We start from the raw sequence: 17,773 nt of genomic DNA, 5'->3' as shown, positions 1-17,773 counted from the left end.
CGAGAGGAAGTACCGGCACCGTATGGACGATCAGAGCGAAACGGCCACATACTGGCGAAGTCGAGCACTCTGGTTGCGATGTCCCCTGATCGTTCTGGTGTTGGTACTGGGTTTGGCGACCACCGACGCGGTCGACGTCTTGGCGTGGACCGGACTGTTGGTTTTGGCCGCCGGGCCCGGGGCTCTGATCTATCCCAACCGTCGGTTGGCGGTGTTCGGGCGCTTCGCCGAGGTCGCGATGATTCTACTGGCGACGTGGGCGACCGGACCCCAGCCGGCGTGGATGCTGCCGTATTTGGTCGCTCCGCTGGTATTCGCCGCGCTCAACGTCCGCCCCGACGCCGCCGCACCGCGTCGCAAATGGCCGTTGGAGTCCGTCGGTCTGGCTTTGCTGGCGGTGGTGGGGTTGGCAATTCAGTATCAGTCGGTTTTGGTGGCCGAGCGGCCGGATTATCTGGTCGTGGTGGGCGTTGCCGTGGCGTTCTCATTCGCCGCGGCCATGGTGGGCGGGTGGCTCGGCCACGCGCATTTCACTGGACACAAGGAGACCGAGCGCCCCTATGAGGAAGCGGCCGCGCTATTGACTCAGTTGCGGGTGGTCGCCCGCCAATTGCCCGGTTCCACCCTGGATCCCGGCGGCATCGCCTCCGAAATCGTCGATGCCGCGGCGACGGTGCCGCAGGTGGATCGAGTAGCGGTGTTGGCGGCCTCCAGCGGACGGCGAATGGTGGTGCTGGCGGAGAAGTCGCCCGATCGAGCGGATTGGGAGACCTCTCCGCAGATGAACACCATGATGGCCGACGCTTGGGCGGGACAGAAACCTCAGACCGGACATCTGTCACTCTCCCGGTCGACCGTAGGCGCCGTATCCTCGATGGTCTATCCCCTGGTGGCAGAGGGGCGGACGGTGGCTCTGGTCGCCCTGGAATCGGATGATCCACTCGCCATCACTCCGGTCATGGTTCCCAGAGTCGACGAGGTGACCCGAGGAGCCGGGCTCAGGTTGGAAACCGCCTTGCTGTTTGAAGAAGTGCGGTCAATGGCCACCACGGAGGAGCGGCAACGCCTGGCTCGCGAGATCCACGACGGCATTGCGCAGGAATTGGCCATGCTGGGTTACGGGATCGACAATGCTTTGCTGGAGCTTCCGGAGGGAGCCGACGAAGCGGCCTCTTATCTGGAGGATCTGCGTGCGGAGGTCACCAGGCTGGTGACAGAGCTGCGCTTCTCCCTGTTCGAGTTGCGTTCGAACGTGGACCGCAAAGGCGGTCTGGCCTCCGCGATCGCTGATTTCGCCCGCACGGTTGGCTCCTCCGCCGGTCTGCGAGTACATTTGTCCTTGGATGAGGGCGGTGCTCGGCTCCCCGCCGGTACCGAAGCGGAGCTCCTGCGTATCGCGCAGGAAGCCATTACGAACGCTCGAAAGCACGCCCGCGCGCAGAATCTGTGGGTGACGTGCGAAGTTGATCCGCCCTATGCGCGCGTCGAGGTGACCGACGACGGTCAAGGGCTCGGTGGTGAGGCGAACGAGGGACGCTATGGCCTGGCGATCATGTCGGAGCGGGCCGAGCGTATTCGTGGCTCCCTGGAGATTCGTCCCAGAGAACCTCAAGGAACCACGGTTGCGGTGGTGTTGCACGCCTCTGCCCGTCCGGGGTCGACGAATACGAGACCGGAAGCTTGAATCCCTTAGAGTAATAAGGGAGTATTTGTCGGATAACAATACTGCGATCATGAGGAGAATAAGGGACTATGACCGCTGCCGAGGCCGTTGAGGACACCGCTAATCAGATATCGATTCTCCTTGTTGACGATCACGATTTGATCCGTAAAGGGCTCCGCCACGCTTTTGATCGCGATCCCGACTTTACCGTCATCGGAGAGTCCGACACCGTGACCGACGCTCTGCGCTTGGCGACGCGACTGCAACCCAACGTGGTGATCATGGATCTGCGGCTTCCCGACGGATCCGGTCTCGACGCTACTCGCAAACTACGTAAGGCCCATCCGCAGATGGGAATCGTGGTGCTGACCATGTACGCCGGTGACGACCAACTTTTCGGTGCTCTTGACGCCGGTGCCAGTGCCTTCGTGCCAAAGAGCGCTCCGTCGGCCGACGTGGTCGCCGCGGCACGTCACGCCTCGTCCAATCCCACCGCCTTCAGCGCCGCCGATTTGGCCGCGGCAATGCAGCGTCGTTTGACCCCCTCGGGCCCGCAATTGTCCCCACGCGAATCCCAGGTGTTGAAACTGCTGGCCGACGGACTCAGCGTGGCCGGTATCGCTAAGCAACTGTTCGTATCGGAATCGACCGCTAAGACCCACATTTCGAAGCTCTACGAAAAGCTGGGCGCGGGAAATCGCGCGCAGGCTCTGATGACGGCGCTGAAACTCGGTTTGCTGGAAGCACCGGACCAGCCGAAATTCTAAGCCGCTCAGGTCGGCGGGTTCGTTCGAGGTCAAGAGCTCATTGAAACGGGCGGCCTGGCGTTCCCACGACCAGGTGCGCTCCACCCAGAGCCGACCGGCCGAACCCATCGCCGCAGCCGTATGCGGTCGCTGAAGTAGGAAACGTAGCTGATGGGCCAGGTCGGCCTCTCCCGCGACGACAAGGCCTGATTTTCCGGGGAGAACTGCTTCGGGAGCGCCTCCGGAATTGCCGGCAATGACCGGTTTCCCGCTTGCGGCGGCCTCGAGGAACACCGCTCCCAGGCCTTCGAAGTCGAATCCGCCCAGCCGATCGAAACACGGCATGGCGAATACGTCCGCGGCGGCGTAATGTTCGGCGAGGTCCGCCGCAGCGACGGCCCCGGTGAAGACCACCGTGTCGTCGAGCCGCAAATGCCGTGTCAGGGCGCGCAGCCGTGCCTCCTCAGGGCCTTCTCCGACGATGAGCAGGCGTACGTCGGGTAGATGACGGTGAATCGAGGCGACGGCACGAATCAAGCGAGCGTGGCCCTTGCGTGGTACCAGGCGCGAAACGCAGACGACGACCGGTGCTCGACCCAGCCCCCACTTCCGTCGGACCTCTCGACCGTCGACATCCGGATGAAAGCGTTCGAGATCGATGCCGAACGTCAATTGCCGTAGCGTGGTGCAGTCACCGACGGCGGGCTGGAGACGTCGATGAGTATATTCCCCCAGATACGTCATGACGTCCAAGCCGCGTGCCATGCGGCGCAGGAGATGCAGGGACACCGGAAGTCGGGCCCAGCCGCTCTCGTGTCCGTGTGTCAGGGCCACGGCACGGTCGACGGGGGAGTGGGTCTTCAAATGGTGTGCGATGAGTCCGAGCGGGGCGGCCGAACCGAACCAGACTCGATCGCAGCCGAAACGCCGGGCGATGTCGACGGCCGTTCGGCGGACTCGCGGGGTGGGGAGCAAAAGCGACGAACGGTCTCTGACGACCCGGAAGGGTTGATCGGCGTCGAAGTCGAGGTCGCCGGGGGCACTCGAGGTGTAGACGATCAATTCGTCGGCGGGCAGGCGTCGGGCCAGGCCGTAGACGAACGATTCGATACCTCCGTAACGGGGTGGAAAATCGTTGGTGACCAGTAGCGTTCTTCCCATCGTGGGCAGCTCCCAACCATCGGTGATTCCCGTTCCCAGCACGTTGCGGTCGGCTTGGTCCGCGCCGGGGTGCCACATGTGCGGCGCTCACCCCTTACGACATCACAATCTAAACCCACAGGTGACCTAACGCGGCAACCAGGTTAAGGTAATGTGTCGTGGAAAATGCCACGTCGTGGGGGCAGGCCACCTTCGCATAGGTATAGTGGCACACTATAGTCATGGCAGTCTTCCTAACACGACGCGATGATAACGCTACAATTCCTGGCGGTAGCGTCCACACCGGCGACGACTGCCGTCGATCATGAACTCCGAAGCGGGCGAAGCGCCCGCTGAAGATTCCACCATTCCCGTGTTCCTACCGGACATGGCCCGCAAACGCATCGTCGACCTCACCTCGTCGGCACTACCGGGCTTGGGAATGGCCAACACCCCAAAAGCCCTGCGAAAATTCCTGAAATTCAATCAGGCTAAACGCGCCAAACTGGGGCAGGCGGCCCTGATCCGCGAACTGGAAACGAACCCGCAGTTTCGCCGTGACGTCGCCGGGATCGTCTCCGAGTCCGGCGACGAGCTCGTGCAGCGGTTTCTGGAGCACAATCCTCCTCCCTTGACCGAGCCGGCGCTGGCCGCGGCCCTGGCCTACCTGCTCCAACCCGAACACTGGCGCGACACCGTCCGCGCCGCCGTAGCGGCAATGGAAGCCGATCGACGCCCCGAACCGCCACAGCCACCGCAGCCACCGGCACCTCCGCGAGCCGAGGAGGACAAGCTACGGCAGGCCGAGAAGGAAAACGCCAAATTGAAACAGGCGCTGGCCGATCAGCGTCAAGCGGCGGCGGATCTGCATAGAGAACTGCGAGCCCTGCGGCAATCGGTGTACGACCTCAACGGCACTCATGACAAGCTCCGCAGCGATCTCGCCGCTGAAAAAGGGCGACTGAAACAGGCCAAAAAAGAACGAAAAAACGAGCGCCGACGGATGGAGTCGGAGATCGAGGACCTACGGGCGGAACTGGAGGTTCTGCGACAGCATGAGCGGGAATCGAAACAATTGCATTCCAGCCGGCTCTGGCTGCTGCTGGAAACATTGAGCGGCACCGCGAGCGGTATTCGACGCGAGCTGGGTATCGACCCCACCGATATGCGACCGGCCGATTACATCGCCTACGACCGCTGCGCTGAACCGGAAACCCTACAGGCGGACAGGGCGCGAGCCTTGGAGCCGGACGACCCCGCGCACCTTGACAGCCTTCTGTCCCTCCCGTACCCGCATCTGATCGTGGACGGCTATAACGTGACCTTGACCGCCTGGAAGGATTCCCTGACGCTCGAGGAACAGCGTGAACGTCTTGTTCGTGGGCTCGGCGTGCTTGCGGCGCAATCGAATGCCGAGGTCACCGTGGTTTTCGACGGTTCCGATCCGGTGTTCGGGACCGCTCCGGCGGCTCGCGGAGTCCGGGTGCTGTTCAGCGCCAAGGGGGAGATCGCCGACGATGTGATCATCGATATGGCGCGGGTGGAGCCCCGAGGGCGCTCGGTCATCGTGGTATCAAACGACCAGGAAGTTCAGCTGCGATCGAAACGTCAGGGAGCCTATGCGGTACCGGCCATGACACTGGTCCGCAGGATCAACCGGTATCGCGGCTGAGAGATCGCGGCGACGTCGGAAGCCGACCGTGACGTCCGTAGACCGCGGTCCAGAGTTAAGCGGACGACGCTTCGTCCGTTTCGGCGGCAACCATGACCGACCCGGCGGCGCGGTCGTGGAGACCTCGTCCGTAGGAATCGAACAAGACCGGAACGACCGGTAGTAGCAGGGAGACCAGCACGGCGCGGAGTAGGCCACGTCCCAGTCCGATGGGACCGCCGTCGGTGGTGGAGATACAAGCGATGCGCATCCAGCGCATCCCCAAGGTCTGAGTCGACGCCGCCAGCATGATCGCGGTATAGGCGATGAATACGACCGAGGTATAGACCGTCTGCGATGCGGTTGCCACCCCGATGTCAACAGTGGGAAGCGCCGACAGCAGGCCGGCGATCTGAGCCAGTTTGATCGGAAGCAGACACAGGATCCAGTCGATGACCACCTGTACGAAACGGGCACTCACACTGGCCAGGGGCGTAGACGTCGAATTATCCACGTTTAGAGTGTACGTGCCCGTCCCCTCGGGCACCGGAACGGAATCGGACGGCGAGGTCAGCGACACGCTGAGATCGCCACCGTCGTATCGCCGCGACCACCGGCTTGAGTCGCCCAGAAATTTAACAAGGCCGAAACAAACCTTTACGCACGAGAAACGGATAACCGCTAGGCTGGCTGTCAACACCGAACGAAGCGGTCAATTGAAACCTACCGAGAGGGACGGCCATGTTTTCCAGTCCAGAAGAGCTCATCGCTTACGTGCAGGGGAACGATGTCAAATTCATCGACGTGCGCTTCTGCGATCTTCCCGGCGTTATGCAGCACTTCAACATTCCCGCAGCGGACTTCGACGCAGACGCCATGGAAGAAGGGCTCGCCTTCGACGGTTCCTCGATCCGTGGCTTCCAGGAGATCCACGAATCGGACATGTTGCTGCTGCCCGACGTCACGAGCGCCTTCATCGATCCTTTCCGGAAACAGAAGACCCTGGCGATGAACTTCTTCATCCACGACCCGTTCACCCGCGAGCCCTACAGCCGCGACCCGCGTAACATCGCCAAGCGGGCCGAACAGTACCTGGCCAGCACGGGTGTAGCCGACACGGCGTTCTTCGGCGCCGAAGCCGAGTTCTACATCTTCGACTCCATCCGCTTCGACAACCGGGCCAACGAAGGTTACTACCACATCGACTCCGTAGAGGGAGCATGGAACAGTGGACGTGAGGAAGAAGGCGGCAACCTCGGTTACAAGCCGCGCCACAAGGGTGGTTACTTCCCGGTGGGTCCCGTCGACCACTTCGCCGACCTGCGCGACGAAATGGTGACCAACCTCAGCGACATCGGTTTCAAGATCGAACGCGCCCACCACGAGGTCGGAACCGCCGGTCAGGCCGAGATCAACTACCGATTCTCCACCCTGCTGCACGCCGGTGACCAAGTTCAACAGTTTAAATACGTCGTCAAGAACACCGCCACCGAAGCGGGCAAGACCGTCACCTTCATGCCGAAACCGCTCTTCGGGGACAACGGTTCGGGCATGCACACTCACCAGAGCCTCTGGTCGGACGGTGAGCCGCTCTTCTACGACGAAACCGGCTACGGCGGCCTGTCCGACACGGCCCGCTACTACATCGGGGGGCTGCTGTACCACGCGCCCAGCCTGTTGGCCTTCACCAACCCGTCCATCAACTCCTACCGTCGCCTGGTTCCCGGATTCGAAGCTCCGGTCAACCTCGTGTACTCGCAGCGTAACCGTTCGGCCTGTACCCGTATTCCGGTCACCGGCACCAATGCCAAGGCCAAACGAGTCGAATTCCGCGTTCCGGACCCCTCGTCCAACCCGTACCTGGCCTTCTCCGCGATGATGATGGCCGGTCTCGACGGGATCAAGAACAAGATCGAACCGCCGGAACCGGTCGACAAGGACCTCTACGAACTCGCCCCTGAAGAGGCCTCCGGAATCGCTCAAGTGCCCGCCAGTCTGGAAGAGGCACTCGACGCGCTGGAGAAGGACCACGATTACCTGACCGAAGGCGGCGTGTTCACCGACGAGCTGATCGAAACGTGGATCGCGTTCAAACGCGAAAACGAAATCGACCAGTTCAGGTTGCGTCCGACACCGTATGAGTTCGACCTGTACTACGAGGTCTAAGACGCTAGACTGAGTCGCGCTCGCGATTGTCAACTGAATGGTTCACCTGCCGGGTAGGAACGTGTGAGTCCTACCCGGCAGCGTTGTTCTCGGTAGTCAATCTCCAGCGAGCCGCATAGACTCGAGGGGTGTTCAACCGCTCCATCTTTCAGCAGATCATTCCACTCGTCTTGGGCGCGGGAATCATTGGTGTCTCCTTTGGAGCCATCGCCACCACAAGCGGCTTCACCTGGTTTGAGGCGGTCTTCATGAGTCTCACCGTCTTCGCTGGAGCCAGTCAGTTCGCCATGGTCTCGATCGCCACGAGCGGGAGTCTCGTCGTCGCCGTCGTGACCGGATTGATTCTCAACACCCGTCATTTCCCCTATGGACTCGCGATTGGACACCTATTCTGGAAGCGCGGGCTCTGGCGGACCCTGCTGGGGACTCATCTCCTCATTGACGAGTCAACCGCTTATGCGCTGAATACCAAAGACCCACAACGTGCCCGGGCCGGTTTCTGGACCCTCGGAATCTCATTCTATTTTTCCTGGGTAATAGGCACGGCCATGGGCGCGTTCGGGGGACGGCTGGTCACCGATCCCGATGTACTGGGGTTGGATGCGGCCATGCCGGCGGCGCTGCTCGCGTTGATACTTCCCAATCTTAAGAACAAGGTGACCTTGCTCGCCGTTGTGGCGGGAGTGAGTGTCGCTCTGGCCGCCACTCCGTTCCTACCGGACGGTATTCCGGTGCTGCTCGCATTGTCCGGTGTCGCGTTGGTGCCGGTTCTCAACCGGGCCGATACGACGAGTTCGAAAGAGGCGCAACGTTCATGATCATCCTTGCCATCGCGGTATTCGCGGCCGGAACCCTCGCCCTGAAAGCCTCCGGGTCCCTTCTGCGCGATCGATTGACGATGAACGAGCGCACCGAGAACCTCCTGAAGGTCGCCGCCACCGTCGTCATCGCGGCGCTGGTGGTGCTGTCAGTGGTGTTCAAGGACGGAGACTTCGCCGGTTGGGCTCTTCCCATCGGCGTCATCGCAGGTGGCATAGCCGCATGGTTCCGGGCGCCCTTCGCGCTCGTCATCCTCATCGCCGCCACCGTGACGGCAGTGCTGCGGCAGCTGGGAGCGTAACCGGTGTTGAGGTGGGCGGCAGTGGTGTCGCCTGGACTAGAATAAATTCATGACAGCGTGCTGGCAGGAAGTGTCTCCGGGCATTCGGGTGTGGAGAACGGACACGCTCGATCTGTCCCTCGGCTTGATCGAGGGCACCCGTTCGTGTTTGGTCATCGACACCGGTATTGATTCTCAGCAAGGGTTCGACTTCGCCTCCGCCATCCGTTCGGTGACTTCGCTGCCCTGGCAGATCGTGTACACACACGATCATTTCGACCATTGGTTCGGAACCGAAGCGTTTGGGGAGGCGAAGATCTGGGCGTCCGGAAGTGTGGACGCCTTTCTTGAGGCGGGGCGGAGACAACGAGAAACCATGGCCTCGCAATATCGTTTGGAGGGGAAGGCGGACCAGGCACGTCGTATCGGTTCCACACGGTTGACGCCTCCCAACTGCGAGCTGACCGGTCCGACCGCCGTCGATCTGGGTGGCCGAACCGTGGTTCTACGACCGGTCGGCAAGGCTCACACCGACAATGACGTCGTGGTTGAGGTTCCCGACGACCGGGTTCTCTTTGCCGGGGACCTGTTCGAGAACGGTGCCGACCCGGCCTTTGAGGACGCCTATCCTCAACGGTGGGCCGCAGTCAGCGAATACCTACTGAGCTGGAAACCGGACGTCGTCGTGCCCGGCCACGGCGAACCGGCCGATTATTGGTGGGCACGTCGTCAGATGCGCGATCTGGGGGAACTTGCCGCGCTGTGCCGGGAAGTCGCCACCGGTTACGTTTCGCGCGATGAGGCGGTGCGGCACGGCCCCTTCAATGCCGAGACGATGAGTACGGCGCTCGATCGTGATCGAACGGAACGGTTGTCCACACCCGCGTCGTCCGTCGCAGCGGAGCCGCAATCACCGCATGAAGCAGTACCTCCGTCGCCACAGGCGTCCACGGTGGTGAATCTCGGATGGGTTCCCATTGTCGACGCACGTGACGATTCCGACGGTGAGGAGACGTGACGAATACACGGTGTCCTGTTCGGTAGGCCGCAGGACCCTCCCTCCAATGTGAAAAACTGTCACCGTACTGGAAACCAGGGAGGAACCAATGCGCCGAACAGCCCGATGGCTGAGTCCTGTGAACGCGCTCAACGCTAGAGGTGTCCGTAAAGAAAAGGCGAACCCAGATGCGGTCTTTGACCGCTTGGTCGCCAAGGCGGAGGAGGACGTAGGGTACGATTCCTCGCGCGAGCGCGAGTTTATCGAGTCCTATCGTTATCTGACGCATTTGTTCTCACAGGTGGAAGAGCTGTCGTATATCGGTTGGCGCGGTACGCTCGACGATCTCGGTAGGCGCGTCACCAATCACCTGCGGGTGCAGAAGCTCCACAGTGAACATCCGGAGATCGCCCGGGAGCCGATCGAACGGCCGGTTTTCGTGGTGGGACTGCCTCGTACTGCCACCACCTTGGCGCACAAGATCTTCACCCGTTCTGAGGGGAATCGTGCGCCGTTGATGTGGGAATTGATGTTCACCGACCACGGTGGTATTGACGCCAAGACTCGACGGGACCGCATCAAAGCCACCCAGACGATGGCAACGATGGCGGGAAAGACGTCACCGCTGTGGGATTTGATCCATCCTATGGATGCCGAACAGCCTGAGGAGTGCGTTTTCGCGTTGCCGCACAATCACGGGTTCTGTACTCGCGCGCGACTTCCCGAATACCGCCAGTGGCTGGCGCAGCACGACTTCACGGGTGACTATGAACATTTGAAACGTGTCCTGCAAGTGTTGCAGTGGCGGCAACCCCGCAAACGGTGGATTCTGAAGGCCCCGTTTCACCTTTTCAATCTCGACGTTCTGATGAAGGTATTCGATTCCGCCAATATTGTGTGGACGCATCGGGATCCGGCTACCGTGATGGGCTCGTGGTGTTCGTTGGTGGAAACGGGCACCGCCATCCACAATCGGACGTGGGACAACCACGCGATCGGACGTGAGTGGTTGGAGTTGTTCTCCGAAGCGATCCGTTCGGCGCGTCGGGTTCGAGCATCCGCGCCACGCGGTAAGTTCATCGATATCGGCTATCACTCGCTCACCGCCGACCCGCATCGCCAGTTGCCGGAGATTTTCCGGCAACTCGACATGCCGTGGTCGGCGACCGACAACGACAATCTCGCGGACGTGCTGTCGGCTCCAGGTTTGCGACGTAAGCACGAATATCATTTGGAGCGTTACGGTATCGACCACACCGATGTAGACGAGGCCTTTGCCGGTTACGCCGCTCTGGGTTTCGCGGGTCAGTAGTTTCCGCCTCGACGACGGACGGAGTACCCTCGCCTAAAGACGGTAGTAGGCCCTTGCGTTGTGCCGCTGCCACCGCCTGCGCTCGATTGGCGGCTCCCAATTTGGCCATGGCCCGTGACAGGTGCACGCTGACGGTTTTTTCGCTGATGTACAACTCGGCGCCGACGCCTCGGTTGGTCAGTCCCTGTGCGACCAGCCGCACCACGTCCGACTCTCGCGGAGTGAGAGGCGTCGGTGCGGTTGAACGTGCGTCGAATCCTGCCCGTTCGATGAAGTCGTCGATCTGCCTGAGAAGCGGATTCGCCCCCAAACGTTCGGCGGTACCACGTGCGGTGTAGGCGAGTTTTCCTGCTCGGGAACGGTCTTGCGCGATCAGGGCCTCAGCGTAGCGCCATTGTGCGTAGGCCCGGCGATAGGGTTCTCCGTGGTCGAAGGCATGCACGGTGTGCTGCCACAGTTCAGGGGAGTCGCGGCCTTGGACGCGGGCTTCCTCCGCCCGGCACTGTGCCAGCCACGCCTGTCCTTCCGGGCCCAGACTTCCCATGAGCGGCGCGCCCGAATCGAAGCAGCGGTCGATGAAGTTCGCCAGAAGGCGGCGCGACCGCGCGACGTCGTCGTCCGGCATGTCCGTACGCTCGGCCGCGTCGGCCAAGGCACCCAGTCCGACGGCGGCCATGGAGAGGACCGACATGTGATAGCCGGATCCTGACAGGAGGCGCTCGATGGCTTGGATCGAGGTGGAGACCGCCTGCTCGTAGCGTCCTTCGAATCGGTGTGTCTCGGAGGTGGAGATTCCAACGAATGCGGTGATCTGTGGGACGTCGGGCCAGCGGTCCCACAGGTATTCGCAGCGGCGTTTCGCCGAAGCGAACCGTCCGCGCGCCACTTCCAGAAGCAGAGCGGCCGCGCTGACGCGCGCCATGGCCAGGGTCGGCATGACTCCACCGGCCATGTGCGCGACGTCTTCGGCGCGATCCCAATTGCCCAGCATGAAATCGACCATGACCCGACGAACGCCCAATTCCAATCCGTACGCACTGCACGTCAGCCCGTTCGTCGCGGCGATGCGGGCCCCGTCCTCGAACGATTGCCGGGCGGCTTCCAGATCCGCTGTTTCCATGTAGGTCAACCCGATGTGATATCGAGCGCGTAGTTGGGTTTCGGGACAGTCCAAGCCCTCCACCGCCGACAGCGCGGTTTGGAGGCGATCGTGGGTGGTGTCGAGTCTCCCTTCCGGGCGATCTTCGTTGATGGCCAGGGTAATCAAGGCGTCCGCGCGGGCACAGGGATAGGCTTTGACCGCCCCTATCTCCTCGGCCTCCTCGATGGCCGCTTGAGCCCAACGAATGGCCGCCTCGCGTTGCGAGCGTTGCATGGCGACTCGTGCCAGCCCGGAGAGAACCAACACGCGTATTTCTGCAGGGCCCTGCTCGGTGAGAAGGTCCCAGGCTTCATTCATGGCGCGTTCCGCCTGAACGGGCTTGAGACGCTGGTAGCTGCAGTACATCGCATGGTGATACAGCGCTTCCGCCCGCACGTTCGGGGAGGCGTCGGAAACCAGTGACACCACGGCGGCTCCGAATGACATCGCCTGTTTGTGCAGGCCGGCTGCGGCGGCCGCGTTCGCCGATCGGACCGTGAGCCGGTATTCGCTGATCTCGTCGGGCCAGTCGGTCCCCTTCACCTGGCTGAGCAACTCCAGGGCTCGTTTCAAATGTAGAAGTTCTTCGGCCGGAGCCGCGACTTCACGTGCTACGTTCGCCGCTTGGACCGAAGCGTGTAGTGCCGAGACGGAATCCCCGGCCGCATACGCGTGGTGTGCCAGCTCGGCGACCCGAGTCGAATCGCCTTCGGCCAACAGGACCTCCGCGAGCAGGCGATGGAACTGTACTCGTTCTCCCGGGAGGAGGTCGGCGTAGATCGCCTCCTTGCTCAACGCGTGGCGAAATGAATATCGATCCATGTCGCTTCGCACGATCACGCCTTGGGCCAGTGCTTCCCGCAAGGCGGCGTCGACGTTCAAACCGCGAGTCGTGTTATTGCCGGCCTGGGCGAGGAGGCGGTAGGAGAAGGTTCGGCCGACCACCGAAGCCAGCCGCAACGTGTCACGGGTGTTGTCGCTGAGGTCGTCCAAGCGGGACAGCAGGATTTCGGCGAGTTCGTAACCCAATCGCGCCCCACCGTCGGCGGCGAGTTCCTCGGCGAAGTAGGCGTTCCCCTCGCTGATGCGCGCGATGTTTCGCACCTTTTCGTCGGTCAAATCGGAATTCAATTCCCGTACGAACTCCATGGCGGTGAGTTCGTCGAAGGGGAGCAGGCGCAATCGGTGGACGGTCGGGATACGGACCAGCTCTGTCAGTGCGGAACGGAACGGGTGGTGGCGCCCCATGGCCTCTTCGCGCACCGAACCGATGAGCAGGAGTTTTTGGTCGGTCATGCGGGAAATAAGGAACGTCAGCAGGTCGCGGCTGGATTGATCGCACCAATGCAGGTCTTCCAGCGCGATGACGAGCGGTCTGTCCTGGGAAATGGAATTCACGACGCTTGACACCGACTCGAACAGCTGCAGTCGATCGAGGTCGTTTCCCGAGACGTTTCCCGTTCCGGCGAATACGCCCCATTGCGGGTAGTGGGCCGACATGTCGGGAAGATGTGGCGTCAGGCTACGGAGCGCTTGGGAGAAGGGAAGATAGGGGAGTGAACCGGCCGCCGTATCCAGGCAGTGCCCCAAGGCCACGGTGGCTTCGTCGGATACCTGGGCGATGAATTCGTGCAGGAGGCGACTCTTACCGACTCCGGCATCCCCCATGAGAAAGACCGCTGAGGGGACCCCGGAACAAGCATCACGGTACGAAGCGAGCAGCTCGTTGAGTTCTGTCTCGCGGGAGAACAACGGGAGGGCAGTAGACGGGAGGCGGTTCATGGCTTCCATGATGCCACGTACCTCCGAGCCGACCGGGTTTAACGCATCGAGCACTCGTTGGAGTGCGACAATCCCATCAATCGGGTGTTCAAACGTCCCAGCAGCGAACGACCGTTCAGGCGGCCACGGTTGGCGCGTTCCTGAGAGTTGAGGCAGCGTACGAGGCGCTCATGGGCGGCGTCGGCGATGAGTTCAGAACGGTGGGCGTCGATGACGGTCTTTTCCGGGTTGATCATTGTAGCTCCAAAGGATCGGCGTTGTTTGCTATACACCAAGCATGGAGCTAAGGCCGGTATGGCGACATGAGGAGAACGCCTAAGAAATTCCGTCGTTCGCGGGTAAGGAGCCCTTACCTCACACCTGAGGTGCCGTCTGAACGCGGACAGGTGATGGAAGGGGACTTTACCGTACGTCGTTTCTGTTCGTGACGGGGGTCGGTGATCATTGATCACTGAAGTCGAATTGAGGTATATATGCAGGTGAAGGGCATTACGGACAGTCGACCTCCCCGCCGGGACGGAGTGACGCCCACCGTTCGCTTACCATCATGCTGTCTCCGCATCCCATCAACAAGCAGGAAGCCATGCCACGAACAAAAAAGGTCACAGTACGAAATGCTCAGTTCCAGCAGTGGCAGGCGCTGCTGACGAATCGTAAGAAACGAAACCGCTTGGGACAGCTGTTGGTGCAGGGAGTCCGTCCCATCAGCCTGGCAATGGAACAAGGGTGGACCATACGGTCACTACTGTTCAATATGGATTCCCGCCTGTCCCGGTGGGCCACTGCACTGCGCGAATCGACCTCGGCGGAGGTCTTCGACGTCACGGGGCACCTCATGGCCGACCTGGGTGAGAAAACCGAGGACGTTCCAGAACTCCTGGCCGTGGTCGAACAGCGACACCCCCGCCTGGACGGCCTGGAACCGAATGCGAACTTCCTGGGGATCGTACTCGATCGCCCTTCCAGCCCGGGAAATCTGGGAACCTTGACCTCCTCCCCACGGCTAAAGCCAGGGGTCTGCGCACTACGAATCTCCGATCATTCGATCCGCCGACGCGTTCTCGGCTGACGTAGTGATGGTGACCGGGCACGCGACCGACCCCTTCGACCCGAAAACCGTGCGAGCCTCAACCGGATCGGTGTTCGCCGTCCCGGTCATCGGCGGATTGACAACGGAGAAAATCACCGACTGGGCACGCTCCGCGTCTCCGAACCGTGGACCGATCACCACGGTGGGAGCGGACGAGACCGCCACCGTGGACCTCTCAGATCACGATTTTTCCGGGCCCACCCTACTGGTGGTGGGAAACGAAACCGTTGGAATGTCACGATCCTGGCACGAAACGGTCGATCAGACCGTCCGCATTCCCATCGGCGGCGCCGCCTCATCGCTGAACGTATCGAATGCCGCTTCGATTCTGCTCTACGAATCGATACGTCAACGCGGTAACCGATCACACTGAAACCGCCGCCATCTCCACAGGAACGCCTCCGAGCGGCAACCCACACGGGCTCCCGTGCGGGCCAAGGAGAACCACTGACATGATGACAGGTACGCCCAAGCGATCGATTTGTACCCGACCAGGGGAGAGCAATATGGACAACATCACCGCCAAAGCCGAAGCGTTTCGACGCCTGCACACCCAATCCGACCCGTTCCTTATCCCTAATCCACACGACGCGGGTACCGCACGGATACTGGCCTCACTCGATTACCCCGCGCTCGCCACCACCAGCAGCGGACTCGCCGCCTCACTGGGCGTCAACGATAGAGAAGGCGTGACCGTCGACCACTGTTTGCGCAACGCGACCGAGATCGCCGCGGCAACCGACCTCCCCGTCTCAGTCGACTTCGAAGACGGTTTCGGAACCACCGCCGCCGACGTGCGAACCAATGTGGCAACCCTGGCGACGACCGGCGTGGTCGGTTGCTCCATAGAAGACTCCACCGGCGACCCGTCCGCACCGATCCGGCCGTTGGAAGAAGCGATCGACCGCATCAGAGCCGCCCTGGAAGCCGTAGCGGAGCTGAACTTTCCCTTCACCGTGACGGCACGCGCGGAAAACTTCCTCTGCGACGAAAACGACCTCGCCGACACGGTGAAACGACTGCAAGCCTACGCCTCCGCGGGAGCTCACGTCGTATATGCTCCCGGGTTGCCGAACGCCGACGCCGTGCGAACCGTCTGCCAAGCGGTCGACGTACCGGTCAACGCCCTACTCGGCGTGGGCAACAACCTCAGCGCCCGCGAACTGTTCGACCTGGGAGTCCACAGAGTATCGCTCGGAGGAGCCCTGTCCACGGTGGCCATGGACGCCTTCCAGCGAGCGGCCACCGAAGTCGCCGAAACAGGCAAAGCGCCCACCGCCAACCCCGAGTCGTCCTAGCCTGCGCAGTAAAGCCGATTCGGTACGGCCGAACCGGCTTTGCCACCACACCACCGTTATGAGCCCCCACCTCGTTCGTAACCAAGCGAAGACCGGGTCGACCGATTGAGTGGATTGCCCAGCACATATCCACCGTCACTGCTAGTCTCGGCTGCGTGGAACACGATCGATAATGGAGAGAAGGTACCCGATGAGTTCGACACCCACACTGTCGCGCACCAGCCGTAACCGCTCCACGGTAGGTCCGATCGAACTCTTCTTCGACCTGGTCTACGTCTTCTCCATCATTCAGCTGTCCCACCTGCTGCTCGAACACCTATCCTGGATGGGCGCGGCGCAGACGGTCATCATCTTCGCCGCCGTCTGGTGGGGATGGAACTACACCGCCTGGGCCATGAACTGGCTCGATCCCTCCCGGACGGCAGTACAACTCCTGACCGGGGTACTGATGCTGTCGGCGCTGGGAATGGCGAGCGCGATTCCCCAAGCGTTCGGAGACGGAGCGTGGCTGTTCGTCAGCGCCTACCTGTTCATGGGCGTTCTTCGACCCGTCTTCATGATGGTCGCCTACCGAGGGCAGCAGCTCGCCGCCAACTATAAGATGCTCCTGCTCTGGACCCTCGCCGCGGGAGTCTTCTGGATCGTGGGGGCCTTCCTGGAGCCCGAGGCGCGCCTGCTTGTCTGGGCGATCGCGGTACTCGTGGACTATGTGGCACCCAAAGTCGAATTCCGTGTCCCGGGGATCGGCAGCGCCCCACTCGACAGCTGGGACACCGATGCCGAACACCTCGCCGAACGCAACCGACTCGTCTTCATCATCGCGCTGGGCGAGTCGATCCTCCTCATGGGCGGCGTCATCGCCAGCACCGGGATATTCGACCTGCCACTCGCCCTGAGCGTGGTCGTCGGTTTCGCCGGACTGTTCGTGCTGTGGTGGAACTACTTCGCTCTCGCCGGCCCCGACACGCAAGGTGGCGCGGGATCGACCGCGGCGTTGCGCGACGCTTACGCCTACGCCCACGCCTTCATGGTTCTCGGAGCGATACTCGTCGCCGTCTCCACGGAACTGCGGCTCTCCCACGACCATCTCACTGCGGCAATCGTCCTGGTGACAGTGGCCGGGCCCTTGATCTACCTGGTCGGCAACGTACTGTTCCTGCGCTCGCGATTCGGGCGGTTGGCGCGCTCGCGTTTCATCGCCATGGGCGTTCTCGTCGCCATCGGAGCCGCGGGGTTGTTGATACCCGATCTGCCGATCATGGTGCTGAGTCTCTTGGTTCTGGCCGTGACCACGACGTTGGCCGCGATGACGGCCTATGGGCGTCGGACGACGACCGCCTTAGACTCGGGTCCGGCTACGGACGCGACAGGACTCGGTCGACAGCGGTAACCGTCGGTCGGGTCGGCTGGGCCGACCGCACGAATGGAAACAACACGACGTGTCGGTGAGATCGCTGAATGCGGGATCGTGGTGCGAGAGTGTCGACGAATGGTGCCCTGGGTGGGACTCGAACCCACACTGTACGGATTTTGAGGCCGTCTTCTCTGCCAATTGGAATACCAGGGCGAACGGTACGCGCGCAGCGCGTCTGACTTTCGCTGAGTCCTTAGAAATACTACCTTAGTCGTGCGTGACGTTGACAGCGGGTCTCCGAATCATATGACCGAGGTCCCGATTCGCTGTGGGC

The 17,773-nt window shown here is 61.9% G+C and carries 12 protein-coding genes, 1 tRNA gene and 3 pseudogenes; 11 read left to right on the top strand and 5 right to left on the bottom strand.

All coding sequences use genetic code 11. The features are described 5' to 3' along the window. The first annotated feature begins 22 nt into the window (after window positions 1–22). Together HALAL_RS0115575 and HALAL_RS18315 are read left to right on the top strand one after the other, a co-directional pair. On the top strand, window positions 23–1,684 hold the full coding sequence (locus HALAL_RS0115575; protein WP_025274888.1) for a sensor histidine kinase: 1,662 nt from the start codon (window positions 23–25) through the stop codon (window positions 1,682–1,684). 68 nt (window positions 1,685–1,752) lie between these two features. After that, window positions 1,753–2,430: a response regulator transcription factor gene (locus HALAL_RS18315; protein WP_084472124.1), complete on the top strand. Its 678-nt coding sequence runs from the start codon at window positions 1,753–1,755 to the stop codon at window positions 2,428–2,430. Window positions 2,431–2,460: 30 nt separating this feature from the next. Here HALAL_RS18315 and HALAL_RS19380 read toward each other — a convergent pair. Next, window positions 2,461–3,570: pseudogene (locus tag HALAL_RS19380) on the bottom strand (glycosyltransferase family 4 protein); the annotation flags it as partial. A gap of 304 nt (window positions 3,571–3,874) precedes the next feature. Here HALAL_RS19380 and HALAL_RS0115560 point away from each other — a divergent pair. Then, on the top strand, window positions 3,875–5,221 hold the full coding sequence (locus HALAL_RS0115560) for an NYN domain-containing protein (RefSeq protein WP_025274885.1): 1,347 nt from the start codon (window positions 3,875–3,877) through the stop codon (window positions 5,219–5,221). Between the two features lie 55 nt (window positions 5,222–5,276). Here HALAL_RS0115560 and HALAL_RS0115555 read toward each other — a convergent pair whose 3' ends face one another. Then, complete coding sequence (locus HALAL_RS0115555; RefSeq protein ID WP_029768139.1) at window positions 5,277–5,714, bottom strand: RDD family protein; 438 nt, start codon at window positions 5,712–5,714, stop codon at window positions 5,277–5,279. Between the two features lie 227 nt (window positions 5,715–5,941). Between HALAL_RS0115555 and glnA the strand changes: the two genes are divergently transcribed. The 5 genes from glnA to HALAL_RS19135 all read left to right on the top strand — a co-directional run bounded on the left by glnA (window position 5,942) and on the right by HALAL_RS19135 (window position 10,774). Continuing rightward, window positions 5,942–7,366 carry a type I glutamate--ammonia ligase gene (gene glnA / locus HALAL_RS0115550; RefSeq protein ID WP_025274883.1) on the top strand — a complete coding sequence of 475 codons (1,425 nt, stop codon included), beginning with the start codon at window positions 5,942–5,944 and terminating at the stop codon, window positions 7,364–7,366. 128 nt (window positions 7,367–7,494) lie between these two features. Next, window positions 7,495–8,184: an AzlC family ABC transporter permease gene (locus HALAL_RS0115545; RefSeq protein WP_025274882.1), complete on the top strand. Its 690-nt coding sequence runs from the start codon at window positions 7,495–7,497 to the stop codon at window positions 8,182–8,184. Next, entirely contained in the window at window positions 8,181–8,486 is a 306-nt protein-coding gene (locus HALAL_RS0115540; RefSeq protein WP_025274881.1) for an AzlD domain-containing protein, read from the top strand. The genes HALAL_RS0115545 and HALAL_RS0115540 overlap by 4 nt, the downstream gene beginning before the upstream one ends. A 49-nt stretch (window positions 8,487–8,535) precedes the next feature. After that, on the top strand, window positions 8,536–9,483 hold the full coding sequence (locus HALAL_RS0115535; RefSeq protein ID WP_025274880.1) for an MBL fold metallo-hydrolase: 948 nt from the start codon (window positions 8,536–8,538) through the stop codon (window positions 9,481–9,483). Window positions 9,484–9,571: 88 nt separating this feature from the next. Then, window positions 9,572–10,774: a sulfotransferase family protein gene (locus tag HALAL_RS19135; RefSeq protein WP_084472044.1), complete on the top strand. Its 1,203-nt coding sequence runs from the start codon at window positions 9,572–9,574 to the stop codon at window positions 10,772–10,774. A 79-nt stretch (window positions 10,775–10,853) separates the two neighbouring features. Here HALAL_RS19135 and HALAL_RS0115520 read toward each other — a convergent pair. Together HALAL_RS0115520 and HALAL_RS0115515 are read right to left on the bottom strand one after the other, a co-directional pair. Then, a pseudogene (locus HALAL_RS0115520) lies at window positions 10,854–13,697 on the bottom strand (helix-turn-helix transcriptional regulator); the annotation flags it as partial. A gap of 38 nt (window positions 13,698–13,735) precedes the next feature. Beyond that, window positions 13,736–13,933 carry a hypothetical protein gene (locus tag HALAL_RS0115515; protein ID WP_025274876.1) on the bottom strand — a complete coding sequence of 66 codons (198 nt, stop codon included), beginning with the start codon at window positions 13,931–13,933 and terminating at the stop codon, window positions 13,736–13,738. A 347-nt stretch (window positions 13,934–14,280) separates the two neighbouring features. On the opposite strand from HALAL_RS0115515, the pseudogene HALAL_RS19375 reads away from it, so the two are divergent. From HALAL_RS19375 to HALAL_RS0115500, 3 genes and pseudogenes are all read left to right on the top strand, one after another. Beyond that, window positions 14,281–15,160, top strand: a pseudogene (locus HALAL_RS19375) (TrmH family RNA methyltransferase). 133 nt (window positions 15,161–15,293) lie between these two features. Next, window positions 15,294–16,085 (top strand): isocitrate lyase/PEP mutase family protein, encoded by a 792-nt coding sequence (locus HALAL_RS0115505; RefSeq protein WP_025274875.1) that lies wholly within the window; start codon window positions 15,294–15,296, stop codon window positions 16,083–16,085. Window positions 16,086–16,275: 190 nt separating this feature from the next. Then, window positions 16,276–17,475, top strand: coding sequence for a low temperature requirement protein A (locus HALAL_RS0115500; RefSeq protein WP_025274874.1), 1,200 nt, complete (start codon window positions 16,276–16,278; stop codon window positions 17,473–17,475). A 100-nt stretch (window positions 17,476–17,575) separates the two neighbouring features. Here the strand turns inward: HALAL_RS0115500 and HALAL_RS0115495 are convergent. After that, a tRNA-Leu gene (locus HALAL_RS0115495) sits at window positions 17,576–17,652 on the bottom strand. Window positions 17,653–17,773: the final 121 nt, after the last annotated feature.

It is taken from the genome of Haloglycomyces albus DSM 45210, assembly GCF_000527155.1.
GTDB classification, from domain to species: domain Bacteria; phylum Actinomycetota; class Actinomycetes; order Mycobacteriales; family Micromonosporaceae; genus Haloglycomyces; species Haloglycomyces albus.
This window is presented reverse-complemented; position numbering and strand designations above follow the sequence as displayed.